The sequence below is a fragment of the Paenibacillus sp. FSL R10-2778 genome (assembly GCF_038593035.1).
Taxonomy (GTDB): domain Bacteria; phylum Bacillota; class Bacilli; order Paenibacillales; family Paenibacillaceae; genus Paenibacillus_AQ; species Paenibacillus_AQ odorifer.
Genome location: NZ_CP151956.1, coordinates 2,794,383 through 2,816,285, shown reverse-complemented (window position 1 = coordinate 2,816,285; position 21,903 = coordinate 2,794,383). Strand labels below are relative to the sequence as shown.

Annotated in this window: 21 protein-coding genes; 2 read left to right on the top strand and 19 right to left on the bottom strand. The window is 45.5% G+C overall.

Features of this window, described 5'->3' with window-relative positions; all coding sequences use genetic code 11:
- The first annotated feature begins 74 nt into the window (after positions 1-74).
- Positions 75-263: a 50S ribosomal protein L28 gene (gene rpmB / locus NST40_RS12330; RefSeq protein WP_036686205.1), complete on the top strand. Its 189-nt coding sequence runs from the start codon at positions 75-77 to the stop codon at positions 261-263.
- Positions 264-365: 102 nt separating this feature from the next.
- Here rpmB and spoVM read toward each other — a convergent pair whose 3' ends face one another.
- The 16 genes from spoVM to NST40_RS12250 form a co-directional block, all read right to left on the bottom strand.
- Positions 366-446: a stage V sporulation protein SpoVM gene (spoVM, locus tag NST40_RS12325; RefSeq protein WP_020431362.1), complete on the bottom strand. Its 81-nt coding sequence runs from the start codon at positions 444-446 to the stop codon at positions 366-368.
- A 177-nt stretch (positions 447-623) separates the two neighbouring features.
- Positions 624-1,289 (bottom strand): ribulose-phosphate 3-epimerase, encoded by a 666-nt coding sequence (gene rpe / locus NST40_RS12320; protein WP_076275853.1) that lies wholly within the window; start codon positions 1,287-1,289, stop codon positions 624-626.
- A gap of 4 nt (positions 1,290-1,293) precedes the next feature.
- The gene (gene rsgA / locus NST40_RS12315) at positions 1,294-2,199 is read right to left on the bottom strand and encodes a ribosome small subunit-dependent GTPase A (RefSeq protein WP_076275854.1); all 906 of its coding nucleotides are present in this window, start codon (positions 2,197-2,199) and stop codon (positions 1,294-1,296) included.
- Positions 2,200-2,295: 96 nt separating this feature from the next.
- A complete protein-coding gene (gene pknB, locus NST40_RS12310; RefSeq protein WP_076129150.1) occupies positions 2,296-4,542 on the bottom strand; it encodes a Stk1 family PASTA domain-containing Ser/Thr kinase in 2,247 nt (748 codons plus the stop codon).
- Positions 4,542-5,315 (bottom strand): Stp1/IreP family PP2C-type Ser/Thr phosphatase, encoded by a 774-nt coding sequence (locus NST40_RS12305; protein ID WP_076129149.1) that lies wholly within the window; start codon positions 5,313-5,315, stop codon positions 4,542-4,544. Before NST40_RS12305 ends, pknB begins: the two co-directional genes overlap by 1 nt.
- 6 nt (positions 5,316-5,321) lie before the next feature.
- A complete protein-coding gene (gene rlmN, locus NST40_RS12300; protein ID WP_036686196.1) occupies positions 5,322-6,362 on the bottom strand; it encodes a 23S rRNA (adenine(2503)-C(2))-methyltransferase RlmN in 1,041 nt (346 codons plus the stop codon).
- A gap of 151 nt (positions 6,363-6,513) precedes the next feature.
- Entirely contained in the window at positions 6,514-7,845 is a 1,332-nt protein-coding gene (rsmB, locus tag NST40_RS12295; RefSeq protein WP_256718911.1) for a 16S rRNA (cytosine(967)-C(5))-methyltransferase RsmB, read from the bottom strand.
- Positions 7,846-7,982: 137 nt separating this feature from the next.
- Positions 7,983-8,918, bottom strand: coding sequence for a methionyl-tRNA formyltransferase (gene fmt / locus NST40_RS12290; RefSeq protein WP_076275856.1), 936 nt, complete (start codon positions 8,916-8,918; stop codon positions 7,983-7,985).
- A gap of 5 nt (positions 8,919-8,923) precedes the next feature.
- Positions 8,924-9,403: a peptide deformylase gene (gene def, locus NST40_RS12285; RefSeq protein ID WP_036686193.1), complete on the bottom strand. Its 480-nt coding sequence runs from the start codon at positions 9,401-9,403 to the stop codon at positions 8,924-8,926.
- Positions 9,404-9,488: 85 nt separating this feature from the next.
- Positions 9,489-12,020, bottom strand: coding sequence for a primosomal protein N' (gene priA / locus NST40_RS12280; RefSeq protein ID WP_076275857.1), 2,532 nt, complete (start codon positions 12,018-12,020; stop codon positions 9,489-9,491).
- The gene (gene coaBC, locus NST40_RS12275) at positions 12,020-13,255 is read right to left on the bottom strand and encodes a bifunctional phosphopantothenoylcysteine decarboxylase/phosphopantothenate--cysteine ligase CoaBC (protein WP_076183392.1); all 1,236 of its coding nucleotides are present in this window, start codon (positions 13,253-13,255) and stop codon (positions 12,020-12,022) included. Before coaBC ends, priA begins: the two co-directional genes overlap by 1 nt.
- 216 nt (positions 13,256-13,471) lie before the next feature.
- Entirely contained in the window at positions 13,472-13,672 is a 201-nt protein-coding gene (gene rpoZ / locus NST40_RS12270; RefSeq protein ID WP_036686188.1) for a DNA-directed RNA polymerase subunit omega, read from the bottom strand.
- A 51-nt stretch (positions 13,673-13,723) separates the two neighbouring features.
- On the bottom strand, positions 13,724-14,293 hold the full coding sequence (gmk, locus tag NST40_RS12265; RefSeq protein ID WP_076129144.1) for a guanylate kinase: 570 nt from the start codon (positions 14,291-14,293) through the stop codon (positions 13,724-13,726).
- Between the two features lie 19 nt (positions 14,294-14,312).
- On the bottom strand, positions 14,313-14,573 hold the full coding sequence (locus NST40_RS12260) for a DUF370 domain-containing protein (RefSeq protein ID WP_006209218.1): 261 nt from the start codon (positions 14,571-14,573) through the stop codon (positions 14,313-14,315).
- A gap of 48 nt (positions 14,574-14,621) precedes the next feature.
- Positions 14,622-15,515, bottom strand: a complete 894-nt coding sequence (locus tag NST40_RS12255) for a YicC/YloC family endoribonuclease (RefSeq protein WP_076217708.1) — start codon at positions 15,513-15,515, stop codon at positions 14,622-14,624.
- Positions 15,516-15,553: 38 nt separating this feature from the next.
- The gene (locus NST40_RS12250) at positions 15,554-17,422 is read right to left on the bottom strand and encodes a bifunctional homocysteine S-methyltransferase/methylenetetrahydrofolate reductase (protein ID WP_076217707.1); all 1,869 of its coding nucleotides are present in this window, start codon (positions 17,420-17,422) and stop codon (positions 15,554-15,556) included.
- A 185-nt stretch (positions 17,423-17,607) separates the two neighbouring features.
- Here NST40_RS12250 and NST40_RS12245 point away from each other — a divergent pair, with 185 nt between their 5' ends.
- Positions 17,608-17,865 carry a hypothetical protein gene (locus NST40_RS12245; protein WP_076275858.1) on the top strand — a complete coding sequence of 86 codons (258 nt, stop codon included), beginning with the start codon at positions 17,608-17,610 and terminating at the stop codon, positions 17,863-17,865.
- Here NST40_RS12245 and NST40_RS12240 read toward each other — a convergent pair.
- The 3 genes from NST40_RS12240 to NST40_RS12230 are packed head-to-tail and all read right to left on the bottom strand — an operon-like array spanning position 17,838 to position 21,826.
- A complete protein-coding gene (locus NST40_RS12240; RefSeq protein ID WP_076129140.1) occupies positions 17,838-18,938 on the bottom strand; it encodes a GerAB/ArcD/ProY family transporter in 1,101 nt (366 codons plus the stop codon). The two genes, NST40_RS12245 and NST40_RS12240, sit on opposite strands and share 28 nt — an antisense overlap.
- Positions 18,939-18,960: 22 nt before the next feature.
- On the bottom strand, positions 18,961-20,247 hold the full coding sequence (locus NST40_RS12235) for a Ger(x)C family spore germination protein (protein ID WP_081387372.1): 1,287 nt from the start codon (positions 20,245-20,247) through the stop codon (positions 18,961-18,963).
- Entirely contained in the window at positions 20,165-21,826 is a 1,662-nt protein-coding gene (locus NST40_RS12230; RefSeq protein WP_342410723.1) for a spore germination protein, read from the bottom strand. The genes NST40_RS12235 and NST40_RS12230 overlap by 83 nt, the downstream gene beginning before the upstream one ends.
- Positions 21,827-21,903 lie beyond the last annotated feature (77 nt).

The following is a 21,903-nucleotide window of genomic DNA, read 5'->3' as shown; positions in this document are numbered from 1 at the left end:
ACGTAGCAAAATTTGCTGTGATATTATAGATAAGTATTGTTTATGCAGGTGTTAGGAATAAGGAGGTGTAATCTATGTCCCGCAAATGTGCAGTAACAGGCAAGAAACCGAGCAGCGGCAACCACGTGTCTCACGCTAATAACCGCAACCGTCGTTCTTGGGGAGTTAACGTTCAGAAGGTCCGTATCCTCGTGAACGGTAAACCAAAACGCGTGTACGTCAGCACCCGTGCTTTGAAAGCCGGAAAAGTTGAACGCGTTTAGTCTTTAGCAATTTTTAAGACCGAACGATAACTTATATGAAGCAAAAAGCACCCTTTACATTTGTAAGGTGCTTTTTTTCATGTTTTCTTTTCTGTTAGAGGCTTAACTCTTCTGAAATGTGTTCAATATTGCTTTAACAAAACCTCCCAAAAACCTTGGCAGCTTAAACGTGTAAAATTTCATGATTTACCCTCCCATCAATTCATGCCGTACGCAGGAGACTTTCCTCTTGTCAATAACGGAAACGAACTGCAGTCCTCCCTGCCAAAACAAAAAAAGGCTACATGAGATTTCTGCTCATGTAACCATATTTATGCACCGAGGACTTGGCCTATACCTCTAGTCTCAATCGCCTATTTTTTAACGCAGTGCTGATTCGGCTGCTTCTCGAATTCCTCGGATCGCCGCAGCACGATCACTCCGGCCAAAAACTGCATTCCCCGCTACCAAAACATCGGCTCCAGCTGCCACAACCAATGGTGCTGTATCTTCCGATACTCCACCATCTACTTCGATCAATAAATCTGGATTCACTTCATTCGCCCATTCTCGAATTTGAGTGATTTTGCGCAAAGTGTTAGGAATGAATGCTTGACCACCAAAGCCTGGATTAACGGTCATCACCAGAATCATATCCACATCCTCCAGCACCTCACGCACCGCTAATGCCGGAGTACCCGGATTAATTGCTACACTTGCCTTCAGCCCCAGTTCCTTGATCTGATGAACCACACGATGCAAATGAACGCATGCCTCAGCGTGAACGGTGATCACACTTGCACCAGCTGCAGCAAAATCAGGAATATAACGTTCTGGTGACTCAATCATCAAGTGAACATCAAGTGGCAGCTTGGTATGTAACGATACAGCTTTTACAATAGGTGGACCCAACGTGATATTCGGCACAAAATGACCGTCCATTACATCCACATGTATCCAATCTCCACCACTGGCTTCCGCCTCTGCAACTTCTGGACCTAAACGCGCGAAATCCGCCGACAATAAAGATGGTGCTATTCGTATCATGATGTTAGTACCTCCGCTTTTTATCTTTCATTTCATTAAAAAACAGTTTGTAATGATCATAGCGACTATCCGCAATTTTCCCTGCTTTCCAAGCCTCTATTACACGGCAGCCTGGTTCATGCTGATGACTGCAGCCCCGGAACTTACAATCGGATGAGTATTGAGCAAATTCACGAAAACAAGTGGACAGCTCTTCTACACCAAGCTCCAAGAAATCAAGCTGACTAAAACCTGGGGTATCTGCAACAAAACCTCCACCACCAATATCCATCAGCTCCACATGACGGGTCGTATGACGACCACGTCCCAATCGTAAACTGATCTCTCCAGTCTCCAGTTTAAGCCCTGGAACAATACGATTCAATAAGGTGGACTTACCAACCCCGGATTGACCCGCAAATACGCTGATGCCTCCAGTAAGCCTTTGTCTTAGCTCATCGCTTCCGGCACCAGTAAGTGAACTTGTGACCATCACTTCATATCCGATATCCTCATAAAGTTCTTTAACATAACGGGTAGCTTCACCATCATCATCCGCCAAATCCTGTTTAGTCAGAACAATTAGGGGTTCCAGACCCGAATGCTCAATATGAACTAGAAACTTGTCCAACAGATTCAGGTTCATATCGGGCTCCCGAACGGAGAATAAAAGCACTGCGAGCTTAACATTCGCTACAGGTGGACGAATCAGTTCAGATTCTCTAGGTAGAAGTTCATCCACCATTCCTTCTCCATGCTCAGTAAGGATATAAATAACCCGATCTCCAACTAGCGGAGCGATCCCTTTTTTCTTGAGAATTCCTCGGCCTCTGCATTGAACAGAATGCTCTTCAGTCGCAATTAATCCTTCGCGGAGCGGTTTCACATAATAATAACCGCTTAACGCCTTAACAATTATTCCTTCAGGCATACATAGTGAGCCTTCCTCTCCTGATTTTGCGAAAATGACCCAAGTCTGATATCCCCGGGTCATTTCGCTACGCCAACCGTTCAGGTTAAACCCTGTTTAGTTGTTGTTTTTATCTTTAGATTTATCCTTGCCTTTATTGTTGTGCTTATTATTGCCATTATTAGTCGATTCACTATTTATAGAACTATTGTTTACGAACCCTGTCTGATTCACCGCCCCGTTATTCCCTCCGTCATTCTCTGAACCTGAACCCGGCAAGATCTCCGGTTCAATCGTAGGTTCAATTGTAGGCGTAGGTTCAGCAGAAGGTGTTGGAGTTGGCTGTGGTGTTGCTATAACTGGTGGCTCAGGCTCCTGAACGGTTCCGTTCTTCGCATCGATATAAGGAATGACATAAGTGTCCAAAAGTACACCGTCACGGGTAACAATAACTGAACCATCTTTATTAGGAGCCAATACTAGATTCACAGATAACACTTGGCTTTTTCCAATGGTACGTGTTCCCCAATCCTGTTTCTCTCCATTATTGCGCGCATCCACGAATTCGATACGAATCTTGCTCTTTTTCCCATCCTGAGCAGGAGCGACTGGCACATTAAAGGTATAATTCAGGGCTTCAGGTGGATAACCTGTACTTAAGTAAATCGTAATCGCTGTTCCAGGTGGAACAGAAGTACCTGTCCCTTTATCAAATGCCCAAGTCTTTGTTACTTTACCTTCTTCAATGCTGAAGCTGGATTCTTTCTTCACTTCTCCAAGAACAAGCTTGGCACCTTCAAGCAGCGCCTTTGCCTCACTCTCCGTCTTACCGATGAGATCTGGCAACAGTACACTTTCTTCTCCTTTACTTACGTAAAGGGTGATTTGAACCGTCTCAGGATCGAATTCAGCATTTAATGCAGGGTCAGATTTTACAATGAGACCTTCATCTGTATTTTCGTCATAGAGAGGTTTATTATCAATCCTGTCCTGGGCTACACCCAGCGCCATCAATGCTTTAACCGCATCATCAAAGCTCTTGTTAACTACGTCTGGCATCTTGGGTAATGGCTTAGCCGTATTCACAGTGAGTATAAGGGACGCTCCTTTTTTCACTTTGGCATCCTTTTCCCTACTCTGCTTAATGACCACATTCTCTTCAAAATTCGGACTGTAGTCATACAGAATAGGATCAGCAACCTCAAGCCCCAAATCCTCAAGCTCAGTTTGTGCTTGTTCTATCTGTTTACCTACTACATAAGGAACGGAAACCTCAGGAACAACTAGCTGTGATTTAACGTACCATACGAGACTGGCCATAGCCAACAGCAACAGTAAGGTAAGCCCAATCCATAATGTGGGTTTTGCCCATTGTTTTTTACCTTTACTTGAAGGCACCGGTTCATCATCTTCATCACGAACCATCCGTTCCTCACGATGATTACGATTACCATTGCTTCTTTGAATCGGTTTTATCGCCGGGATAACCCGCGTACGATCCTCGTCTTCTTCATCGTTGAACAGAATCTTCGCCTCACTGCGGCGCTCCGGCAATAAGCATGTTTCCAAATCCTGTAACATTTCTTTGGCAGAGTCGTACCGCTCCTCCGGGTTTTTACGCATTGATCTCAGAATTACATTCTCAACGCTTTGCGGAATGAGTGGATTCAGAAGTTTTGGCTCTTCAAACTCTTCTTGCAGATGTTTTAAAGCTACACTAATCGGACTCTCTCCCAAAAAGGGCAGGCTTCCAGTAAGCATTTGATAAAGTACAATACCTAATGAATACAAGTCAGACTTTTCTCCTGTAGAGACACCTTTGGCATGCTCTGGCGAGAAATAATGTACTGAACCAACCACAGAACCGGTCTGTGTAATGGTTGTTGACGTAACTGCGCGGGCAATCCCAAAATCGGTTACTTTCACCCGTCCATTGCGTCCGATCAGGATATTATGTGGTTTTATATCACGATGAATAATTTGATTCTGATGCGCATGATCTAGGGCATCACAGATTTGTGAAGCGATCCGTACGGATTCATCAACCTGCAATGGCGCTCGTTCTTTTATAATTTCATTAAGATTCTGACCCTCAATATACTCCATGACAATGTAATGAATTTCGTCTTCTTGTCCTACATCGTATATGCTGACGACATTCGGATGAGACAAAGATGCGGCAGACTGCGCCTCACGCCTAAAACGGCGAATAAATTCCTCGTCATGTACAAACTGATTGCGCAATACTTTGATGGCGACATTTCGGTTTAAAAGAATGTCATGTGCTCTATAGACGAGCGCCATTCCACCTCCGCCGATCCGTTCGATGACTTGGTAACGGCCGCCCAATTCGTGACCGATCATCAATCCCACTCCTTTGTTTCGGGCACAGCGGCCTCTCCATGATGTTCTAACAAAGCGACGCTAATATTATCGCCACCGCCGGCGAGCAGTGCCAGCTGAAGTAAACGGTCCGCTCTTTCCTCTAACGATATCTCATGTATACCTGCTACTTTGCCTAAATGCTCATTTGTGACAAAGTTGCTTAAACCATCGCTGCATAGAAGCAAAATTTCCCCTGGTAACAGAGCTATAGGCGCCATATCAACCTCAACCTCAGCATCTGTTCCAAGCGCCCTCGTCAGCACATTACGACGCGGATGATTATCCAATTCCTCCACACTGATCTGACCGTTCTTGAACAGCTCATTGACTAGCGTATGATCCTCGGTTAGTTGAACTGCCGCACTGTCTTTTATTAAATAGGCTCTGCTGTCTCCGATATGGCCAATATATCCGTTTGATCCATTCAAAAGAACAGCAACGACAGTAGTACCCATATTATGATACTTATCGTCACCGGAAGCCTCCCTGAACACAGTGCTGTTAGCTTCCAAAATAGCAGCTGACAACGCATCACGCAGAGCTTCGTCTTGAAGTTCAGGCTCTAACCCGTCCAGGTTATTCCTCATTGTCTCCAAAGCGAGCCTGCTTGCGGTTTCACCAGCCTGATGTCCACCCATCCCATCGGCAATAATACCGAGTGTATAACCGTGGCGCGTCGCGCCGATCCAGACCGAATCCTCATTGACAGAGCGTACTCGGCCAATATCGCTGGCATGAACTGTTCTGATCAAATATCCTCACCCCAACTCCATATGTTTGGCACGCAGCTGTCCGCATGCGGCCGCGATATCATGGCCTTGCTCACGGCGAATAGTAACATTCACCCCGTTATCAGCCAAAATACGTTGAAACTCAAAGATATCATTGCGTGAAGTACGTACATATTTTCGCTCAGGCACATGGTTTACCGGAATCAAATTGACGTGGCACAGCATGCTCTTAAGCACCCCGGCCAATTCCTCAGCATGCTCCGGTTGGTCATTTACCCCGCCGATCAAGGCATATTCAAAGCTGACACGTCGTCCCGTCTTAGCTTGATAATAACGCAATGATTCAATTACATCATCAAACGGAAAACGGCGGTTAACAGGCATTAGCTTTGAACGCAAGGCGTCGTTAGGCGCATGAATCGAAATCGCCAAATTAATCTGGGTATCTTCTTCTGCAAATTTATAAATGCTCGGTACAATACCGCTGGTGGAAACAGTAATATGCCGTTGTCCGATATTTAGGCCCTTCTCATGAATCATAAGACGCAGGAATCTCATTGTTGCATCATAGTTCTCAAACGGCTCACCAGTACCCATGATAACAATGCTGCTGACACGTTCGCCGCGCGCATCAAGGATTTGTTGGGAACGGACAACCTGAGCTACAATTTCTCCCGCTGTCAAATCCCGTTTTAATCCACCGAGTGTGGAAGCACAGAAAGTACAGCCGATTCGGCATCCTACTTGGGTTGTTACACAAACGCTATTGCCATAATTATGTTTCATGATAACTGTTTCGATAGCATGATCGTCATGCAATCCAAACAGGAATTTTACAGTTCCATCTTTAGATTCCATTTTAGTAATTTCTGTTAGCGCTGCAATAGAGAATTGTTCATTCAGCTTCTGGCGAAGCCCTTTGGACAAATTGCTCATTGCTTCGAAGTCATTCACACGTTTTACATACAGCCAATCAAAAATTTGTCCACCACGAAAAGCAGGCTCACCATTGTCTTTCGCCCACTGTTGTAACTCTTCTAAGGAAAAATCATATATTAAAGGTTTCATTATTATCTACACCTGTTCTTTCATAAGGATATGCGTATTATTTCTCATTCTTCCTATTTTAACACAAATTTCAGAGACGGTAAAAGAAAACGCCCGCCGTACGGTAGCCCGGCGGGCGGAGGATACTACAATTGTCAGAAAATTTGCTATGTTACAAGACTCTCTGCAGCTTGGAAATATAGAACCCGTCGCTCCCATAATGATGAGGCAGCAGCTGAATTCCCTCACCCTCAGCCAGCGCAGTACCCTCCAGCCTGTCCCATAATGTGGAGGCAAAAGTTACAGCGGTGAAGTCAGGATTCTGCTTCAAAAAGTCAGCTACTACTTCACTATTTTCCGCTTGTTCAGTAGTACAGGTACTATATACCAGAATGCCACCCGGTTTCAACAGTTTAGAGACCGACTGCAGCAATTCCCGTTGCAATGACGCTACGCTAGCCACATCTTCCGGCTGCTTACGCCATTTGAGGTCTGGCTTACGGCGAATTACGCCGAGTCCAGAGCAAGGTGCGTCGAGAAGAATTCTATCAAAGGATTGATGCTCTAAAGTGTGCTCCAGCTCCAGCGCATCTGCACTGCCTGTAGATACGCAATCAAGACCTAAACGTTCTGCTTGATCTGAGATCAATTTCGCTTTATGCAAATGCAGATCATTAGCGTAAATTGATCCTTCATCTTTCATGAGCTCGCCCATATGTGCTGTTTTGCCCCCAGGAGCAGCGCAGCAGTCAAGTACCCTCATCCCAGGCTCCGGAGCTACCGCTTCAGCTACAAGCATAGAACTCTCATCCTGAACGGAGAGATATCCATCACGATACCAGGAGGTGAGCGCCAGGTTTCCGCCGCCTTTCACAACAATGCCATAGGGACTAACCTCAGATGCTGAAGCTTGCAGACCTTGTTCAATCATCTGGTTCAGCAGAGCTTCACGACTGATCATCGTTGTATTCGCACGTACACTGACCGCAGGCGGCTCATTATTAGATGCACAAATCGCTTCCGCCGTGTCGACACCGTACTCGGTAATCCAACGTTCCACTAACCACAACGGATGTGAGTATAATATCGATATCCGCTGCGCTTGACTCAGCCCCTCAGGCAGAACCGGTAGATCACCAGCGCGCAACACACTGCGCAGCACACCGTTAACCATCCCTGAGATTCCCTGGTGGCCTTTTTTCTTCGCTATATTAACAGCCTCATTAACAGCTGCATGGGACGGTATACGATCCAGATACATAATTTGATATAAACTTAACCGCAGTAAATTACGGACCCATGGCTGTAGTTTAGCTATCCCTTTACTAACAAATCCTTCAAGCACATAATCCAAGGTGTTCATCCGCGAAATAGAGCCATAAACCAGTTCTGTGACCAGTCCGGCATCTTCTTTGCTAAGTGTCGCCTTCTGTAGACTGCTGTTGAGCAGCAAATTGCTATATGCACCTTGCTGCTCAACTTTAACCATTATATCAAGCGCGATTTCCCGGGCAGAAGCAGGGGCAACCTTACCCTTATTGCCAGCTCTGCCGTTGTTGCCAACTGCTTTGGAATTGTTCCCCTGTCTCTTACCACCGTTAGGATTTACAGCTGATCGGCCAACACCATTTCCACCGCCGCTCAACCTAACACCGTCCCTGGCTTCATAACAGCACCACGGCTAAAATCGGCCGCACTCATTGCTTTTTTGCCAGCAGGTTGAACCGTTGTCAGCAGCAGACTTCCGTCACCTGTTTTCACTTCGACACCTTGCTCGGTTACAGAAAGCACCGTTCCTGGAGCACTATCGCTTGCTTTCTGCTCTTCAGGCAGTTTAGAAGCCCAAGCTTTAAAGGTCTCACCATTCCAGAGCGTAAATGCGCCGGAAAAAGGAACTAATCCACGAATTCGATTATAGTTATCACGCGAGCTCGCGTTCCAATCCAAACGTTCATCCTCGCGATTAAGGTTAGGAGCATAAGTTGCCTCACTATCGTCTTGCTGAACAGCTTGAACTTTTCCACTCACTAAACTTGGCATTTCAGACTTTAACAGATCTCGTCCCGCTAGGCTTAGCTTCTCAAAAAGAGTTCCAGAGGTATCTTCAGCCTCAATAGCCACTTCGACACGAGAGATCATGTCACCGGTATCCAGCCCTTCCGCCATATACATCAAAGTAACGCCGGTCACTTTCTCACCATTGATGATACTACGCTGAATCGGAGCACCTCCCCGATATTTAGGAAGCAACGAACCGTGTACATTCACACAACCATTCCGCGGTAAGTCCAACACAGCTTTAGGCAAAATTTGACCATAAGCAGCCGTGACGATCAAATCCGGCTCATATGCAGCCAGCTCAGCGACTGCCTCAGGACGACGCATGCGTTCAGGCTGAAGCACAGGTAATCCGAGAGCTAATGCGGCTTCCTTAACTGGTGAAGGAGCCAAGATCTTTTTTCTCCCCTGCGGACGATCCGGTTGGGTGATGACAGCTACAACTTCATAGCCTTCATCTACCAGCATTTGCAAGCTTGGCACCGCAAAGGCTGGAGTTCCCATGAAAACAATCTTCATATTCCTCACTCCTCAGTCTCGTTAGCAGTCATCTCGTACACTTTTTCAGCGATATCTGTAAACAGAACTCCATTCAAATGGTCAATCTCATGCTGAAAAGCCCGGGCAAGTAAACCACTGCCGGTTATCGTAATCTCTTTTCCCTCACGGTTAAGGCCACGTACAGTTACAGTCTCCGCACGGCGTACATCACCATTCAAGCCAGGAATACTAAGACATCCTTCTGGCCCTAGCTGTTCACCTTCCATGCTGATGATTTCAGGGTTAATCATTTTGATCAATCCATGCTCTTCATCCGCATCCACCACAATTAGACGTTTCAAAATTCCGACTTGGGGTGCCGCCAGCCCTACTCCTTCAGCGTCATACATCGTATGTGCCATATCATCCAGCAATTTTTTAACATTAGGAGTAACTACAGCTACTTCTTTAGCTTTTTTGTGCAATACTTCATCCGGTTCCTTAACGATCAAACGTATAGCCATTACAAAACACCTTCCCGTTCTGAACATTTCTATATTTAAAGTCAATTTATAAAGCTCTTTTTTTACATTGTAACATGATACGGATTTACATCAACATCTGCGGATCCACATCAATGCTGATCTGAAGACCAGTATCCCGTACAGAATCCTCTAACTCTTCAGCCACTTGGCGGACAAGTCCAATTACATCGATGGCGCCGCGCCATTTTATCATACACTGGAATCTATATCTACCCTTTAATCGAGGGATAGGTGAAGCCACAGGACCCAACAGATCTAACACATCACTGGTTAGCTTATCGAGACTTCCATACCATCTTAGCTGTCTGGCTTTTCCTTGAAGATTCAGAGCATAATTCTCTGCCATCCGCAGTAGAAGCGGCAGCTGTTCATGAGACAATGTGACCAGGATGAGTCTGCAATACGGCGGATAATGGAGGCCTCTACGATGCTTCAGCTCTTCACGTACAAAAGAGAGATAGTCATGTCCGCTGGCATGAATAATGGAATAATGCTCTGGCGTATAGGACTGAACGACCACTTCGCCTGGAAGCTGATGCCGGCCTGCTCTGCCTGCAACTTGTGTAAGCAATTGGAATGTCTTCTCTGCTGCGCGAAAATCGGGCAGGTTCAACGCTGAATCTGCTGTGATTACACCAACAAGAGTGACATCTGGAAAATCCAGTCCCTTTGCTACCATCTGAGTCCCCAGGAGAACATCCGCTTTTTTGTCCCGGAATTGGTTCAGCAGCTTCTCATGTGAGCCTTTTTCTGTTGTTGTGTCCACATCCATACGAATCACTCGTATGCCTGGGAACAGCTTGCCAAGCTCTTCTTCCACCCGCTGTGTACCCGTTCCGAAAAACCGGATATGCTCACTCCCACACTCCGGACAAAGCTTAGGTGCTGGTTCAGCATGGCCACAATAATGACAACGCAAATTGTCACTACGGCTATGATATGTTAGTGAGATATCACATTCCGGACAACCGGCTACGTAACCACAGCTACGACACATGACAAAGGTTGAGAAACCTCTACGATTAAGCAGCAGCACCGTCTGTTCTCCGCGTTCCAGCCTCTCTTCCAGTGCTGAATGAAGCTTTCGGCTGAACATCGAACGGTTGCCTTCTTTAAGCTCTTCCCGCATGTCTACTACATTCACCTTTGGAAGTTCATTTCCAAGCGCACGGGTAGGCATCTCCAGCAGTACCGGTGAAAAATGAATATCACTCTGCGATCTTGCAGCATGATAGCTTTCCAGCGAAGGCGTGGCAGATCCAAGAATCACAGCTGCCCCACACTGCTCTGCTCTACGAATAGCAGCATCACGGGCATGATATTTCGGATTCTCCTCCTGTTTATAAGAGGTCTCATGTTCTTCATCCATAATAATCAGCCCTAAGTTGGAGAAAGGAGCAAACACGGCCGATCTTGCGCCTACAGCGACTGTGGCCTTTCCTTCACGGATTTTACGCCACTCATCGTATCGCTCACCAACAGACAGCCGGCTATGCATAACCGCGACCCCGCTGCCGAACCGTCCCTTAAACCGCTCCACCATTTGTGGCGTTAAAGCAATCTCTGGAACAAGAACAACAGCCTGTCTACCCTGATCTAAACAACGTTTAATACACTGCAAATAGATCTCTGTCTTACCACTACCCGTAACGCCATGAAGCAGAAATACTTCGTGAAGCTGCTCTTCTACGGTTCGAGAAATCCTTGTATATACGACCTCTTGTTCCGCTGTGAGCGGTAGAGGTGCGGTAGGTTTAAAATCTCGCCCTTGATAAGGATCGCGATAGACTTCAATTTCACTGATCTCGATAAATCCTTTTTCCTCCAAGGCCTTTACAGTACTTGCCGTTACTTGGAGTGCAGACAAAACTTCTTTAAGGGCCATGGGGAGTGTAGCTTCCATATCAACTAAAAAGCTCAGAACTTCCTTCTGGCGTGCTGATTTTTTCGGAAATTTGTTCAAAGCCTCACGGGCAGCAGTGACACCTATCGCCAGATCGACTGCCTTGAGCTTTTTCTTGCCCATTTTATCCTTAATGGATTGACTCTCTATAAGTACTCCACGCCGCAGCATGAACTTCACCGTCTCAGCAGCCTCAGGAAATGCACGAGTAAGCTGCTTCATGGAAACTTCGCCACTACGTCCAATAAATTCTGTGATTAGCCGTTCCTCATCCCCTGTGTCCGCAAACATTGGGAACAATTCATCCTCTGGAAATGCTGTCTCTTCCTGCACATCTCCAAGTGAAATCAGCCGTTCTGCCTTCCCTTTTAGAGCGGTGGGCAACATCGCCTGCAGTGCTGAAATTCGTCTACAGGCATATCTTTTACTCATCCAGTCCGCAAGCTCAACTAATTCAGGAGATAAAGGCGGGAGCAGATCCAACACTTCTTGGATTGGCTTCAGGCTAGGATTCACTAGGGTCTCGCCTGATTCTAAAGAAACTACAAAACCTTGGACTGTCCGGTGCCCAAACGGAACGGCTACCCGACTGCCCACTTCAATCCATAATTTCAGGGATTCTGGAATACTATAATCAAATGGCCGGTCAGTGCTGCGTACAGGCACATCCACAATGACCTTGGCGATATCCATTATAATGAAGCTCCAGTAATTCGCTCTGCCACGAGCGTCAGCAAACGACGAGCAACCTCATCCTTCGACAATTGTGGCAATTCAAGCACCAATCCATTCACATCATATATCGAAACGATATTCGTATCCGCTCCAAATCCGGCTCCTGCAGCCGCTACATTGTTAGCAACGATGAGATCGCAGTTTTTGCGGACCAGCTTGTCCTTAGCATAAAATTCCGTATTGCCCGTTTCCGCAGCAAAGCCAACCAAAAACTGCTTGTTTTTGTTCTTACCGAGTGTTTCCAGAATATCCGTTGTCTTCACAAGCTCAAGTGTCATCGTCTCTCCGCTTTTTTTAATCTTAGAAGGCTCACTATGCTTCGGACGGTAATCCGAAACAGCCGCCGCCTTGATCATAATGTCGCAGCTGTCCCACTGTGCGGTAACTGCTTCATACATTTCCTGTGCAGATTGAACACGAATGACTGAAATCTCTGGATCCTGTGGAGGAGCCTCATCTGTACGCGCAGCAATCAACGTTACCTCAGCTCCCATTGCGCGCGCAGCACGTGCTAATGCGAAGCCCATTTTACCTGATGAATCATTGGAGATATAACGTACTGGATCAATGCGTTCTACCGTTCCACCCGCTGTGATGACGATTTTTTTACCCACAAGAGGTTTGGATGCGACGCTTGCTTGATGTGCAAAAAAATTCTCAACCACACTCACAATAGCCTCTGGCTCTTCTAGCCGACCTTTGCCAACGTATCCACATGCCAGCAGTCCTTCACCAGGCTCAATAAATTGAATGCCCCGACTAGCGAGAATATTCAAATTATTAAGTACAGCTGGATGCTGATACATATGAACATTCATAGCTGGTGCAACCATAATAGGAGCCGTAGTAGCTAGCAGCGTTGTAGATAACATATCATCGGCGATCCCGTGCGCCATTTTGGCAATCATATTTGCGGTCGCGGGTGCTACCAGCACAAGATCCGCAGCATCTGCCAGATCAATATGTGAAATGGAGGATGGATCTCTCTCCTGGAATGTATCGCTGTATACTCGTTGCTTCGATAGTGACTGTAGAGTTAATTCTGTAATGAACTGCTTCGCCGAAGCTGTCATAATGACATGGACCTCGGCACCTTTTTGGACAAGCTTACTGGTCAAGGACGCCGCTTTATAAGCAGCAATTCCTCCTGTGATTCCAAGTAAAATAGTCTTCCCCTTCAAGCTCTTCAACATGATCTCCCCCCTGTTCCCTACTCTTACAACGAATGGCTATCTTTACGACGAGAAAAAAATAACAACCTTCCGGTTGTCATAAAGAGCCCGGTTCTGGGCTTTCATCATAAATTTAAGACCCGTAAATGCTCCATAACCCAAGAAGAAACGGCAGCGCCTCAAAACAAATAGGCGGCATCCGTTTCTACAATAGGTCATTATTACTTATGCTTGAGACTACTCTTCACCGCGGGTTAGAGTAATGCGATCTTCGTAAATTTCCTCAAGAGCAACACCAACAAATTTATGCGATCTAGGATTCTTCACATCTGTCTTGCCACCCTCACGCAATTGTCTAGCACGACGTGCAGCAGCGACAACGAGCGAATACTTACTGTCAACCTTAGTCATCATTTCATCAATGGATGGATATAGCACTGGGACACCTCTTCATAGTTTACTGTTAATACATTTGACCTTCAGCATAAATTATCTGACTTTACAATGTTCGGCGATAATAATGCTTTCTATTCTCTTACAAGCCAGATCAATCTCATCATTCACAACAGCATAATCATAATGCTGCATTAAGTTGATCTCATCCTCCGCTACAGTCATGCGGTGATCGATCACATCTGGATGCTCAGTACCCCGTCCGCGAATGCGGTCCTTCAACTCGTCCATGGATGGAGGAAGAAGGAACACAAAAATACCTTCAGGAAATTTCTCTTTAACTTTGAGAGCGCCTTGAACCTCAATTTCGAGAATAATGTCTTTGCCGCTATTGAGAGTTCTCTCCACAAAATCACGTGGAGTACCGTAATAATTACCTACGTACTCCGCGTATTCAAGCAATTGATCGGCTTCGATCATTGCCATAAATTCATCTTTGCTTTTGAAAAAATAGTTGACGCCATCTTCCTCACCCGCACGCGGACTGCGAGTAGTAGCAGAAACTGAGTAGACAAGTTCGGGCATCTTCGGACGTAGTGCTGTACAAACAGTACCTTTACCTACGCCGGAAGGTCCGGATAATATGATGAGCAATCCTTTTGACATAATACACTCCATTTAGTTGTTATTCGTCGTTGTCGTCATCTTTACTGGATAAGCGATGCGCCACAGTCTCCGGCTGTACAGCCGATAGGATGACATGATCACTATCTGTAATGATTACGGCACGAGTCCGTCGGCCATAGGTGGCGTCGATCAACATATGCCGATCACGTGCCTCCTGGATAATACGTTTGATTGGTGCAGATTCCGGACTGACGATAGAAATAATGCGGTTGGCAGACACAATATTTCCAAAGCCAATGTTAATAAGTTTGATTGCCATGTTCCGGTAGTTCCCCCCATAAAGTTCTATGCTATTACCTATTCCCGATTACTCTATGTTCGCAGCTTGTTCTCGAATCTTCTCCAGTTCTGCTTTCATATCTAGCACAAGACCCACGAGAGTTAGATGATTGCATTTCGATCCGATTGTATTCGTCTCACGGTTCATCTCCTGAATGAGAAAATCCAGTTTGCGTCCTACCGGTCCTTTCCCCTTCAGGAGGGCTCTGCATTGCTCGAAATGACTATACAACCGGGTCAACTCTTCATCAATATTACAGCGATCTGCAAAAATAGCGATCTCCATCCCAAATTTATGCTCATCAAAAGCGAACGTCCCATCATTTAGTTCATTTAATCGATGTCGAAGTTTCTCTCGATATTCAATGATTACGACAGGTGCAAGTTCAACCATTTCAGCATGCATGTTCTCAAGATGGTTCAGGCGCTGTTCAATATCTGCGGCTAGATAACTGCCTTCACGGGCGCGCATCTCCAACAGAGACTGCAAACACTGCTCAAGTCCCGCCTCCAATACTTCGGAGTAGTCTTCTAATGTCGCAGACACGGCACCCGCAGCCTCGTCTTTGCTGTCCATAATACCGGGTATAGAAAGTATATCACGTAAAGTCAACTCACCACTCAAACCATATTCATTCTTAAGCTGCTCTGCTGCCTTTAGATAGGTCATTACAGCAGAGTGATTCAGAACCGGTCTAACAGTCGACTCATCGTGCTCTCTATTGATGGTAACATCTATTCTTCCCCGTTTGATGTGCTGTTGAACCTTTCTTCTCAACACATCCTCATAACCCGTCCAATCCCGGGGCATCCGCAGTACAACTTCGCAGTACCGGTGATTCACCGATTTCACTTCGAACATAATCTTGTAGCCGCCGAATTGCAGGGACGATTGACCGTATCCGGTCATGCTAAATGACAACGGAATCACATCCATTACACTATTGTAATTGATTATTACTAGCGAAACAAGGGGGACAATTTGCGTCCTGATTTCTCCCACACATACTCCATTAGCTGTGCGCTCATATCGTAGAACATGAACGGAGTCATCAGATAGATCCCATTAAAATGGGCAGTAGCAACATCTAACAGTTCCTTAGCGATAGCGACACCTTCTGCTCTTCCAGCTTCCCCTTCAAGTCCCTTCATGCGGTTGCGGACATCGTCCGTAAGCTGAATACCGGGAACCTCATTATGTAGAAACTCTGCATTTCGACCGCTTGCCAGTGGCATAACCCCAATGAATACAGGGATTTCCAGATGTGCTGTTGCCTCAGCTATCTTCACGATAAGTTCCTGATCATAGACAGGCTGAGTCATAATATAGTCGGCACCAGAGGCGATTTTCTTCTCCAGACGTTGCACTGCCTTATCCAAATGTTTAACATTCGGGTTAAACGCAGCTCCGATTACAAAATTCGCTTTCTGTTTCAAAGGTTTACCTGAGAAGGAAATCCCGTCATTCAGCTGCTTGATCATTCTAATTATCTCAAAAGAAGTTAAATCATAAACCGAGCTTGAGCCGGGAAGATCTCCAAATTTCGCAGGATCACCTGTTACGGCCAGCACATGATCAATTCCAAGCGCATCAAAACCCATCAAATGGGATTGAGTACCAATCAAATTACGATCCCGGCAAGCAATATGCACTAGCGGACGAAGTCCGGTTTTAGCGAGCACTAAATGCCCCAACGCCATATTGCTCATCCGTGTAACAGCCAGAGAATTGTCGGCGAGTGTCAACGCATCCGCGCCTGCTCTTCTTAGCGCTTCTGCACCCTGCATAAACTTTGCGATATCCAATTCACGAGGTGGATCAAGCTCAACAATAACCGTATGTCGTTCCTTTACCAGATCAACCAGGTTCGGCTCTCTACCCTCTCTATCTTCATCGCCAAAATTATCTTGCAGCGATACACGCTCCACAGTAGGTGGCAACGGTTTAGGAAGCGGTTGCGGTACATAATTCTTCAGTGCAGTCGAGATTTCTGCGATATGCTGCGGAGTTGTACCACAGCAACCACCGATTATCCGGCAGCCCATCTCCGCAAAAGTCTGCGCCATTTGCCCAAAATATTCTGGAGAAGCCCCGTACCGGTATTCTCCGTCTACATAATCCGCTACACCCGCATTTGGATACACAGAAACTGGCAAAACCAGGCTCCCTTGTACAGCTTTGAGCGCCCGCTTCATTCCGTTCGGGCCTGTGTTACAGTTAAATCCGATAACATCAGCGCCATCGCTTTCCAGGATACGGAAAGCTTCCGGCAAAGTTAATCCATCTAATGTGCGTGCTGTTTCATCGACAGCTAATTGGCAAACTACAGGAAGCGAGCTGATCTTGCGGAGCGTTCTTAGAGCTAAATGCAGTTCCTCAACATCGTAGAAGGTTTCCAGCATAATGCCATCTACGTCCTCATCTAACAATGCAGCAATCTGCTGTGTAAAATATTTTTTCAGCTCTGTGGAAGAGAGATTCGCACGTTTGCCCGCGCGAATAGATCCTACAGCTCCTAATACATACCCATGATCTCCAGCAGCCCGGCGAGCGATTCTAACCCCTGCTCGATTGATTTCCTCAACCTTAGATTCTAGACCATATTTAGAGAGCCTGTCATAGTTCGCCGAGAAGGTGTTGCTCTCCAGCAGCACTGCCCCTGCCTCAATATAGCTGCGGTGAACATCTTCGATTACTCCCGGAGAGGTCAAATTCAATTCTTCATAGGAAATGCCGACCGGGAAACCCTTCTGATATAAGTAGGTGCCCATCGCTCCGTCTCCGACTAATACTTTATTTCCCCATGCGGAACGTAAATCCGGCTTCACAACAAGATCCTCCCCTGCCACATTAGTTTCTAACTTTAGTTTCATACTAATGTAACATAAATCGGTATGGATGATAAGCTTTCCAAAAGAAATGCATTTAGACCAAAATATCCACCATGCATGTTCATCTATAAAAAGCTTCATACTAACGTTAATGCTGATATTTCCATAAAGGAGAGAATACTTTGAAGAAAAAAACAAGAAAGTTTCTGATCCGAAAATACGCTGTAACTTTACTGCTAGCCATTCTCTGTTTATTGTATATTTATTTGCTAGATTGGCTGTATGGCTATGGGCTGGGTAACGTCGGCTATATCCTTAATTATCTATTCTATACCGCCTCTGAGAAAGCAACGGCTTTTATTTTGCTGCTCTGCTTGTTCATCCCCGATATCTACTACTGGAAAACAGGACATCAACCAGAACGTGGCGGGGAAAGATGACTTCTTATCGCCGCAACAATGACAAGAATTACAGGGATCAACACCATAAAGAAGGGGAAAATCGTATATAACAATCTCCCGCCCTCATTAATATGTTCAGTAAAGCTCCGCGCGTTCAACATCGAGCTGAACAGAATGATCAGAGCACAGGGATAGACCATTCTCCGGTAAGGAATTTTGAACAATTCGGAAATCCCTATAAGTGCCGCCGCAAAAAACACTGACATTTTGAAAAAAACGCCGATAATCAGCACCATAACTACTAGAATATCCACACGTTGAATAAAATCAGAGATTGAAATCTTGCTAATCGTGGGCATCAGAGGGAGGGGTGAACGTTTCACAATATCTGTGCCCAGCACGGAGATATTCAGCATCATGGTCAGACTTAAGAGCAAACCTGAAACAAATATCCCTGCTCCGATGACCCAAGGACCTTTTTTAACATTGTTCAGATAGGGCATTAGCATGGTAAAACAAATCATTTCACCAAAAGGGAACATATAGTTCTGGCGAATGACAGATTCGATCACAGGCTGGAACCCATTCTCAAAAACAGGAAGCAATCGATTCAAATTAATGGAGCCCGATAACATCAGCATGATCGAGCAAAATATACCTATCAGCATTACGAGAGTTGCGAATACCAATGAAGTTCGGGATAACACCTCTACTCCTTTATGCAAAACATACGCAGAAGATAAGATCATCAATGTAGATATGATAAACAACGGTGTGCGGTGCATAGTAGCCATAACCAGCATGGAACTGCCATCCCGTAAATCACGACCCGCTAAATTGAGAAAAAGGATAATGTAGAGAACGGAAATCACCGTACCTAAGGATCTTCCCAGCAGCTTGCGGGTATATGCCGTTAAGGGGAGATCCGGAAACTTTCTGTATAAATAAGTGTACCCCGAAAAAATAATCAAACCGATCAAATTTCCGAGCAGTATGGATATCCACGCATCTTTACCAGACTCCATCCCAAGATTCACTACCAGTGCTGTTCCAAGTTCAAACAACAAAGTCAACGTGAAAAATTGGAGTAGTCCTATTTTTATTTTTCCCATAGCTGCTCCTCCTTTATCGTCATTACTTATACTTGGACTGAAAGGAATCACTCCGCATATCCGTATGCCTGATCACAGCATCCGTATTGATATTAATCTGGCAGGTTTCAAATATACGATCCCAATGATCTTTTACTTGTTTCCAGCCACGTGGATTAGCTCTTTCTGCTGCTTCACCAAAACCTAGATAATCACTTTTTAACGAACGGGCAGTTGTTATGGCAGCGCAAATCTGTTCTTTAATATTCTTTTCCAAAAGCTTCGAAAGATTATTTAACACCGTTGGATCTGTTAGATCCAAGCCATTGGGCGATTCTTTTAATCCAGCCTGCTGAGTGACGTTAATCGTGAAGATAGGATGCTCTATGTCTTTCGCATCAGCGTGGATATGTACCTGTGATAAATACACATTAAACGATATATAATCATTCTCACCTATCGAGACCAGTACCGGCATCTGAGAGATTTTATTCTTAAGCAGAACGGTACCGATCGCCTCCTCCCCTTGCAGCCACCCTTTAAGCTTGTCTTCTTTAAAAGCTGCAAGACCCGTAACTTTTATTATGGCCTCCGGTCTTATTTTTTTTAAATTATCATTACTTTCCCTCTGCTCCAAATCTCCAGTCACTAGCACGCCATTGATCACTGGCCCCCCACCAGGAACCTGTATCCCCCGGATAATATCATCCACTTCCATCCGATAGTTATATCCGAATTGCTTGGAGGTCGTCTGCAGCTTTTCCACCAAATCGTTGGATGGAATTCTTCCGAACACGGTCATAGTCGTCATACATTCACTAGCAGGCTGTCCCTTGGAAATAAAAATCAGACTTGTCAGCCGGGTTTCACTTTCCCTTTCCAGCACATCCATGATATCCTTGATGCCTTCTTGCGCGAACTTCTCGGAAATGATGACTACCCGAATATGTCCTAAAGACAAAAAACGTGCAGTCTGACGCGAGGCATTGGCTAATGCTTCAAACATAGAGCGGCCGCTACCTTTATATACCGAAACAGGTGAAGTCCCTCTAGCGTTCTTCCCAGAGATTTCGTCAGCAACGATAACCTGAAAGGATACTACGTATTTCTCTTCTTCTGTAGGTCCTCTATCTATGGACACACCCGAAACGATGGCTCTTCTGTTTAATTCCACACTATCCCAGCAACCTGTGAGACTAAGACAGATCAATACGCAAGGTAAAAGTCCTGCTAAGAAAAAATTGCATTTACTCAGAATCTTGCTTTTCTTTCTTATGCGACTGTGTCCCTTTAGTCTTATCAAGAATTTTTGGAGATAGGTTCTGTTCATGTCCGGTTGTGATCTCCTTCCCTTCTGAAATGTTCCCTTGCTGCGCAGTAGCAGGAGCTGGTTCTGCTGTGCCAAGCGCCCACAAAGGCAACCTTAAGACGGCATCCTTCTGACCTCTAGATGACAAAGGCACGATTGGAGACAAATAAGGAACGCCAAAAGTCCGCAGACTGTTCATATGTGCAACCAGTACGATTAAACCCAATGTAATCCCGTAAAAACCAAACATACCGGCCAATATCAAAAAACCAAAGCGGATAATTCTGCCCGCAATCGCCATGTTATACGCTGGAATGGCAAAGCTCGCAATCCCGGTCAACGCGACCACAATCACCATAACGGGCGTAATAATTCCAGCCTCTACCACGGCCTGACCAAGAATCAGAGCACCTACTACAGATACGGTCTGCCCAACTGCACGCGGCATTCTTACTCCCGCTTCCCGGATGATCTCAAACGCACCTTCCATTAGAATAGCTTCGACAAAAGCGGGGAAAGGCACATTTTCTCGTTGCGATAACAGGTTGATCAGCAAAGTCGTAGGGATCATCTCATAATGAAACGTCGTCAAAGCTATATACACGGAAGGCCCTAGAATAAGCACGATAAAACTGATATACCGAATAATTCGCATCAGAATAGCAATATCGAACCTTTGCGCATAATCCGAAGCTGACTGAAAAAAAAGAGTGAAAACCGCAGGCAAAATCAATACAAAAGGGGTGCCATCAACGACAATCACTACCCTCCCTTCTAACAGATTCGTTGCAGCCACGTCTGGCCGCTCGCTGTTATTGATCGTTGGAAAAGGGGTAAAGGTCTTATCCTGAATCAGCTCTTCGATATAACCGGATTCCATGATGGCATCTACATTAATCTGTTGCAGCCGTTTTCTAGCTTCTTCAACCAGCTTCTCGTCCGCAGTATCCTTGATGTACATTAAAGCCACATCGGTCTGAGTTACCGACCCGATCTTCACATGCTCGAGCCTTAGTTTGGGTGATCTTATTCTTCTGCGTATTAATGAGACATTCGTAGCCAAAGATTCAACAAAGCTATCCTTTGGACCACGCACAACTAGCTGAGTCGAGGGTTCAGTGACAGAACGAGCTTCCCCTCCTTCAGTCTCACACATGATGCCACTGTCATAACCTTCAATGATAATCAGTGTCTTCCCAGAAAGAATTCCGAGCAGCACCTCGTTCCAATCCTCCTGCAGCTGCGCTTCACCTATTTCCAGGGCACGGTTTAAGATGAGGTCATTCAGATTATTTGCTGCAGTATTACTTTCCTTGAGCATCTCATCCGTAATAGAGAGCAATGAACCCATTACAAATTGATTAACGGTTTCTGTCTTAGCTAGACCATTAAGATGTACCGCAGCAGCCTCAACAAAGGATTGCTCACCAAGCTTTACCTGGCGGATTCTAAGATCCGGACTATCTCCCAGCTCGGTAATGATATTGTTTAGTGTCTGCTCCAGATGAATGGTTAATCTGGCTCCAGAACCTGAACCCGCCGGGTCTGCTTGCTGTCCCTTACCGGATTTATTTCTTTTAGTTAACCCGTTGATGTTCAACAAGCTCCCCTCCTTTTTTTCATAAACATTGTAGTATTATTCTCGGTTACTCCTTCCATTATTCGGCTACTTAAAGT

Coding starts and splice junctions, on each gene's coding strand:
- rpmB (WP_036686205.1), top strand. CDS start 75: ATGTCCCGCAAATGTGCAGTAACAGGCAAGAAACCGAGCAGCGGCAAC.
- spoVM (WP_020431362.1), bottom strand. CDS start 446: ATGAAATTTTACACGTTTAAGCTGCCAAGGTTTTTGGGAGGTTTTGTT.
- rpe (WP_076275853.1), bottom strand. CDS start 1,289: ATGATACGAATAGCACCATCTTTATTGTCGGCGGATTTCGCGCGTTTA.
- rsgA (WP_076275854.1), bottom strand. CDS start 2,199: ATGCCTGAAGGAATAATTGTTAAGGCGTTAAGCGGTTATTATTATGTG.
- pknB (WP_076129150.1), bottom strand. CDS start 4,542: ATGATCGGTCACGAATTGGGCGGCCGTTACCAAGTCATCGAACGGATC.
- rlmN (WP_036686196.1), bottom strand. CDS start 6,362: ATGAAACCTTTAATATATGATTTTTCCTTAGAAGAGTTACAACAGTGG.
- fmt (WP_076275856.1), bottom strand. CDS start 8,918: ATGAAGATTGTTTTCATGGGAACTCCAGCCTTTGCGGTGCCAAGCTTG.
- def (WP_036686193.1), bottom strand. CDS start 9,403: ATGGCTATACGTTTGATCGTTAAGGAACCGGATGAAGTATTGCACAAA.
- priA (WP_076275857.1), bottom strand. CDS start 12,020: ATGGATATCGCCAAGGTCATTGTGGATGTGCCTGTACGCAGCACTGAC.
- coaBC (WP_076183392.1), bottom strand. CDS start 13,255: ATGTTGAAGAGCTTGAAGGGGAAGACTATTTTACTTGGAATCACAGGA.
- gmk (WP_076129144.1), bottom strand. CDS start 14,293: ATGTCAAAAGGATTGCTCATCATATTATCCGGACCTTCCGGCGTAGGT.
- NST40_RS12260 (WP_006209218.1), bottom strand. CDS start 14,573: ATGGCAATCAAACTTATTAACATTGGCTTTGGAAATATTGTGTCTGCC.
- NST40_RS12240 (WP_076129140.1), bottom strand. CDS start 18,938: ATGGGAAAAATAAAAATAGGACTACTCCAATTTTTCACGTTGACTTTG.
- NST40_RS12235 (WP_081387372.1), bottom strand. CDS start 20,247: ATGAACAGAACCTATCTCCAAAAATTCTTGATAAGACTAAAGGGACAC.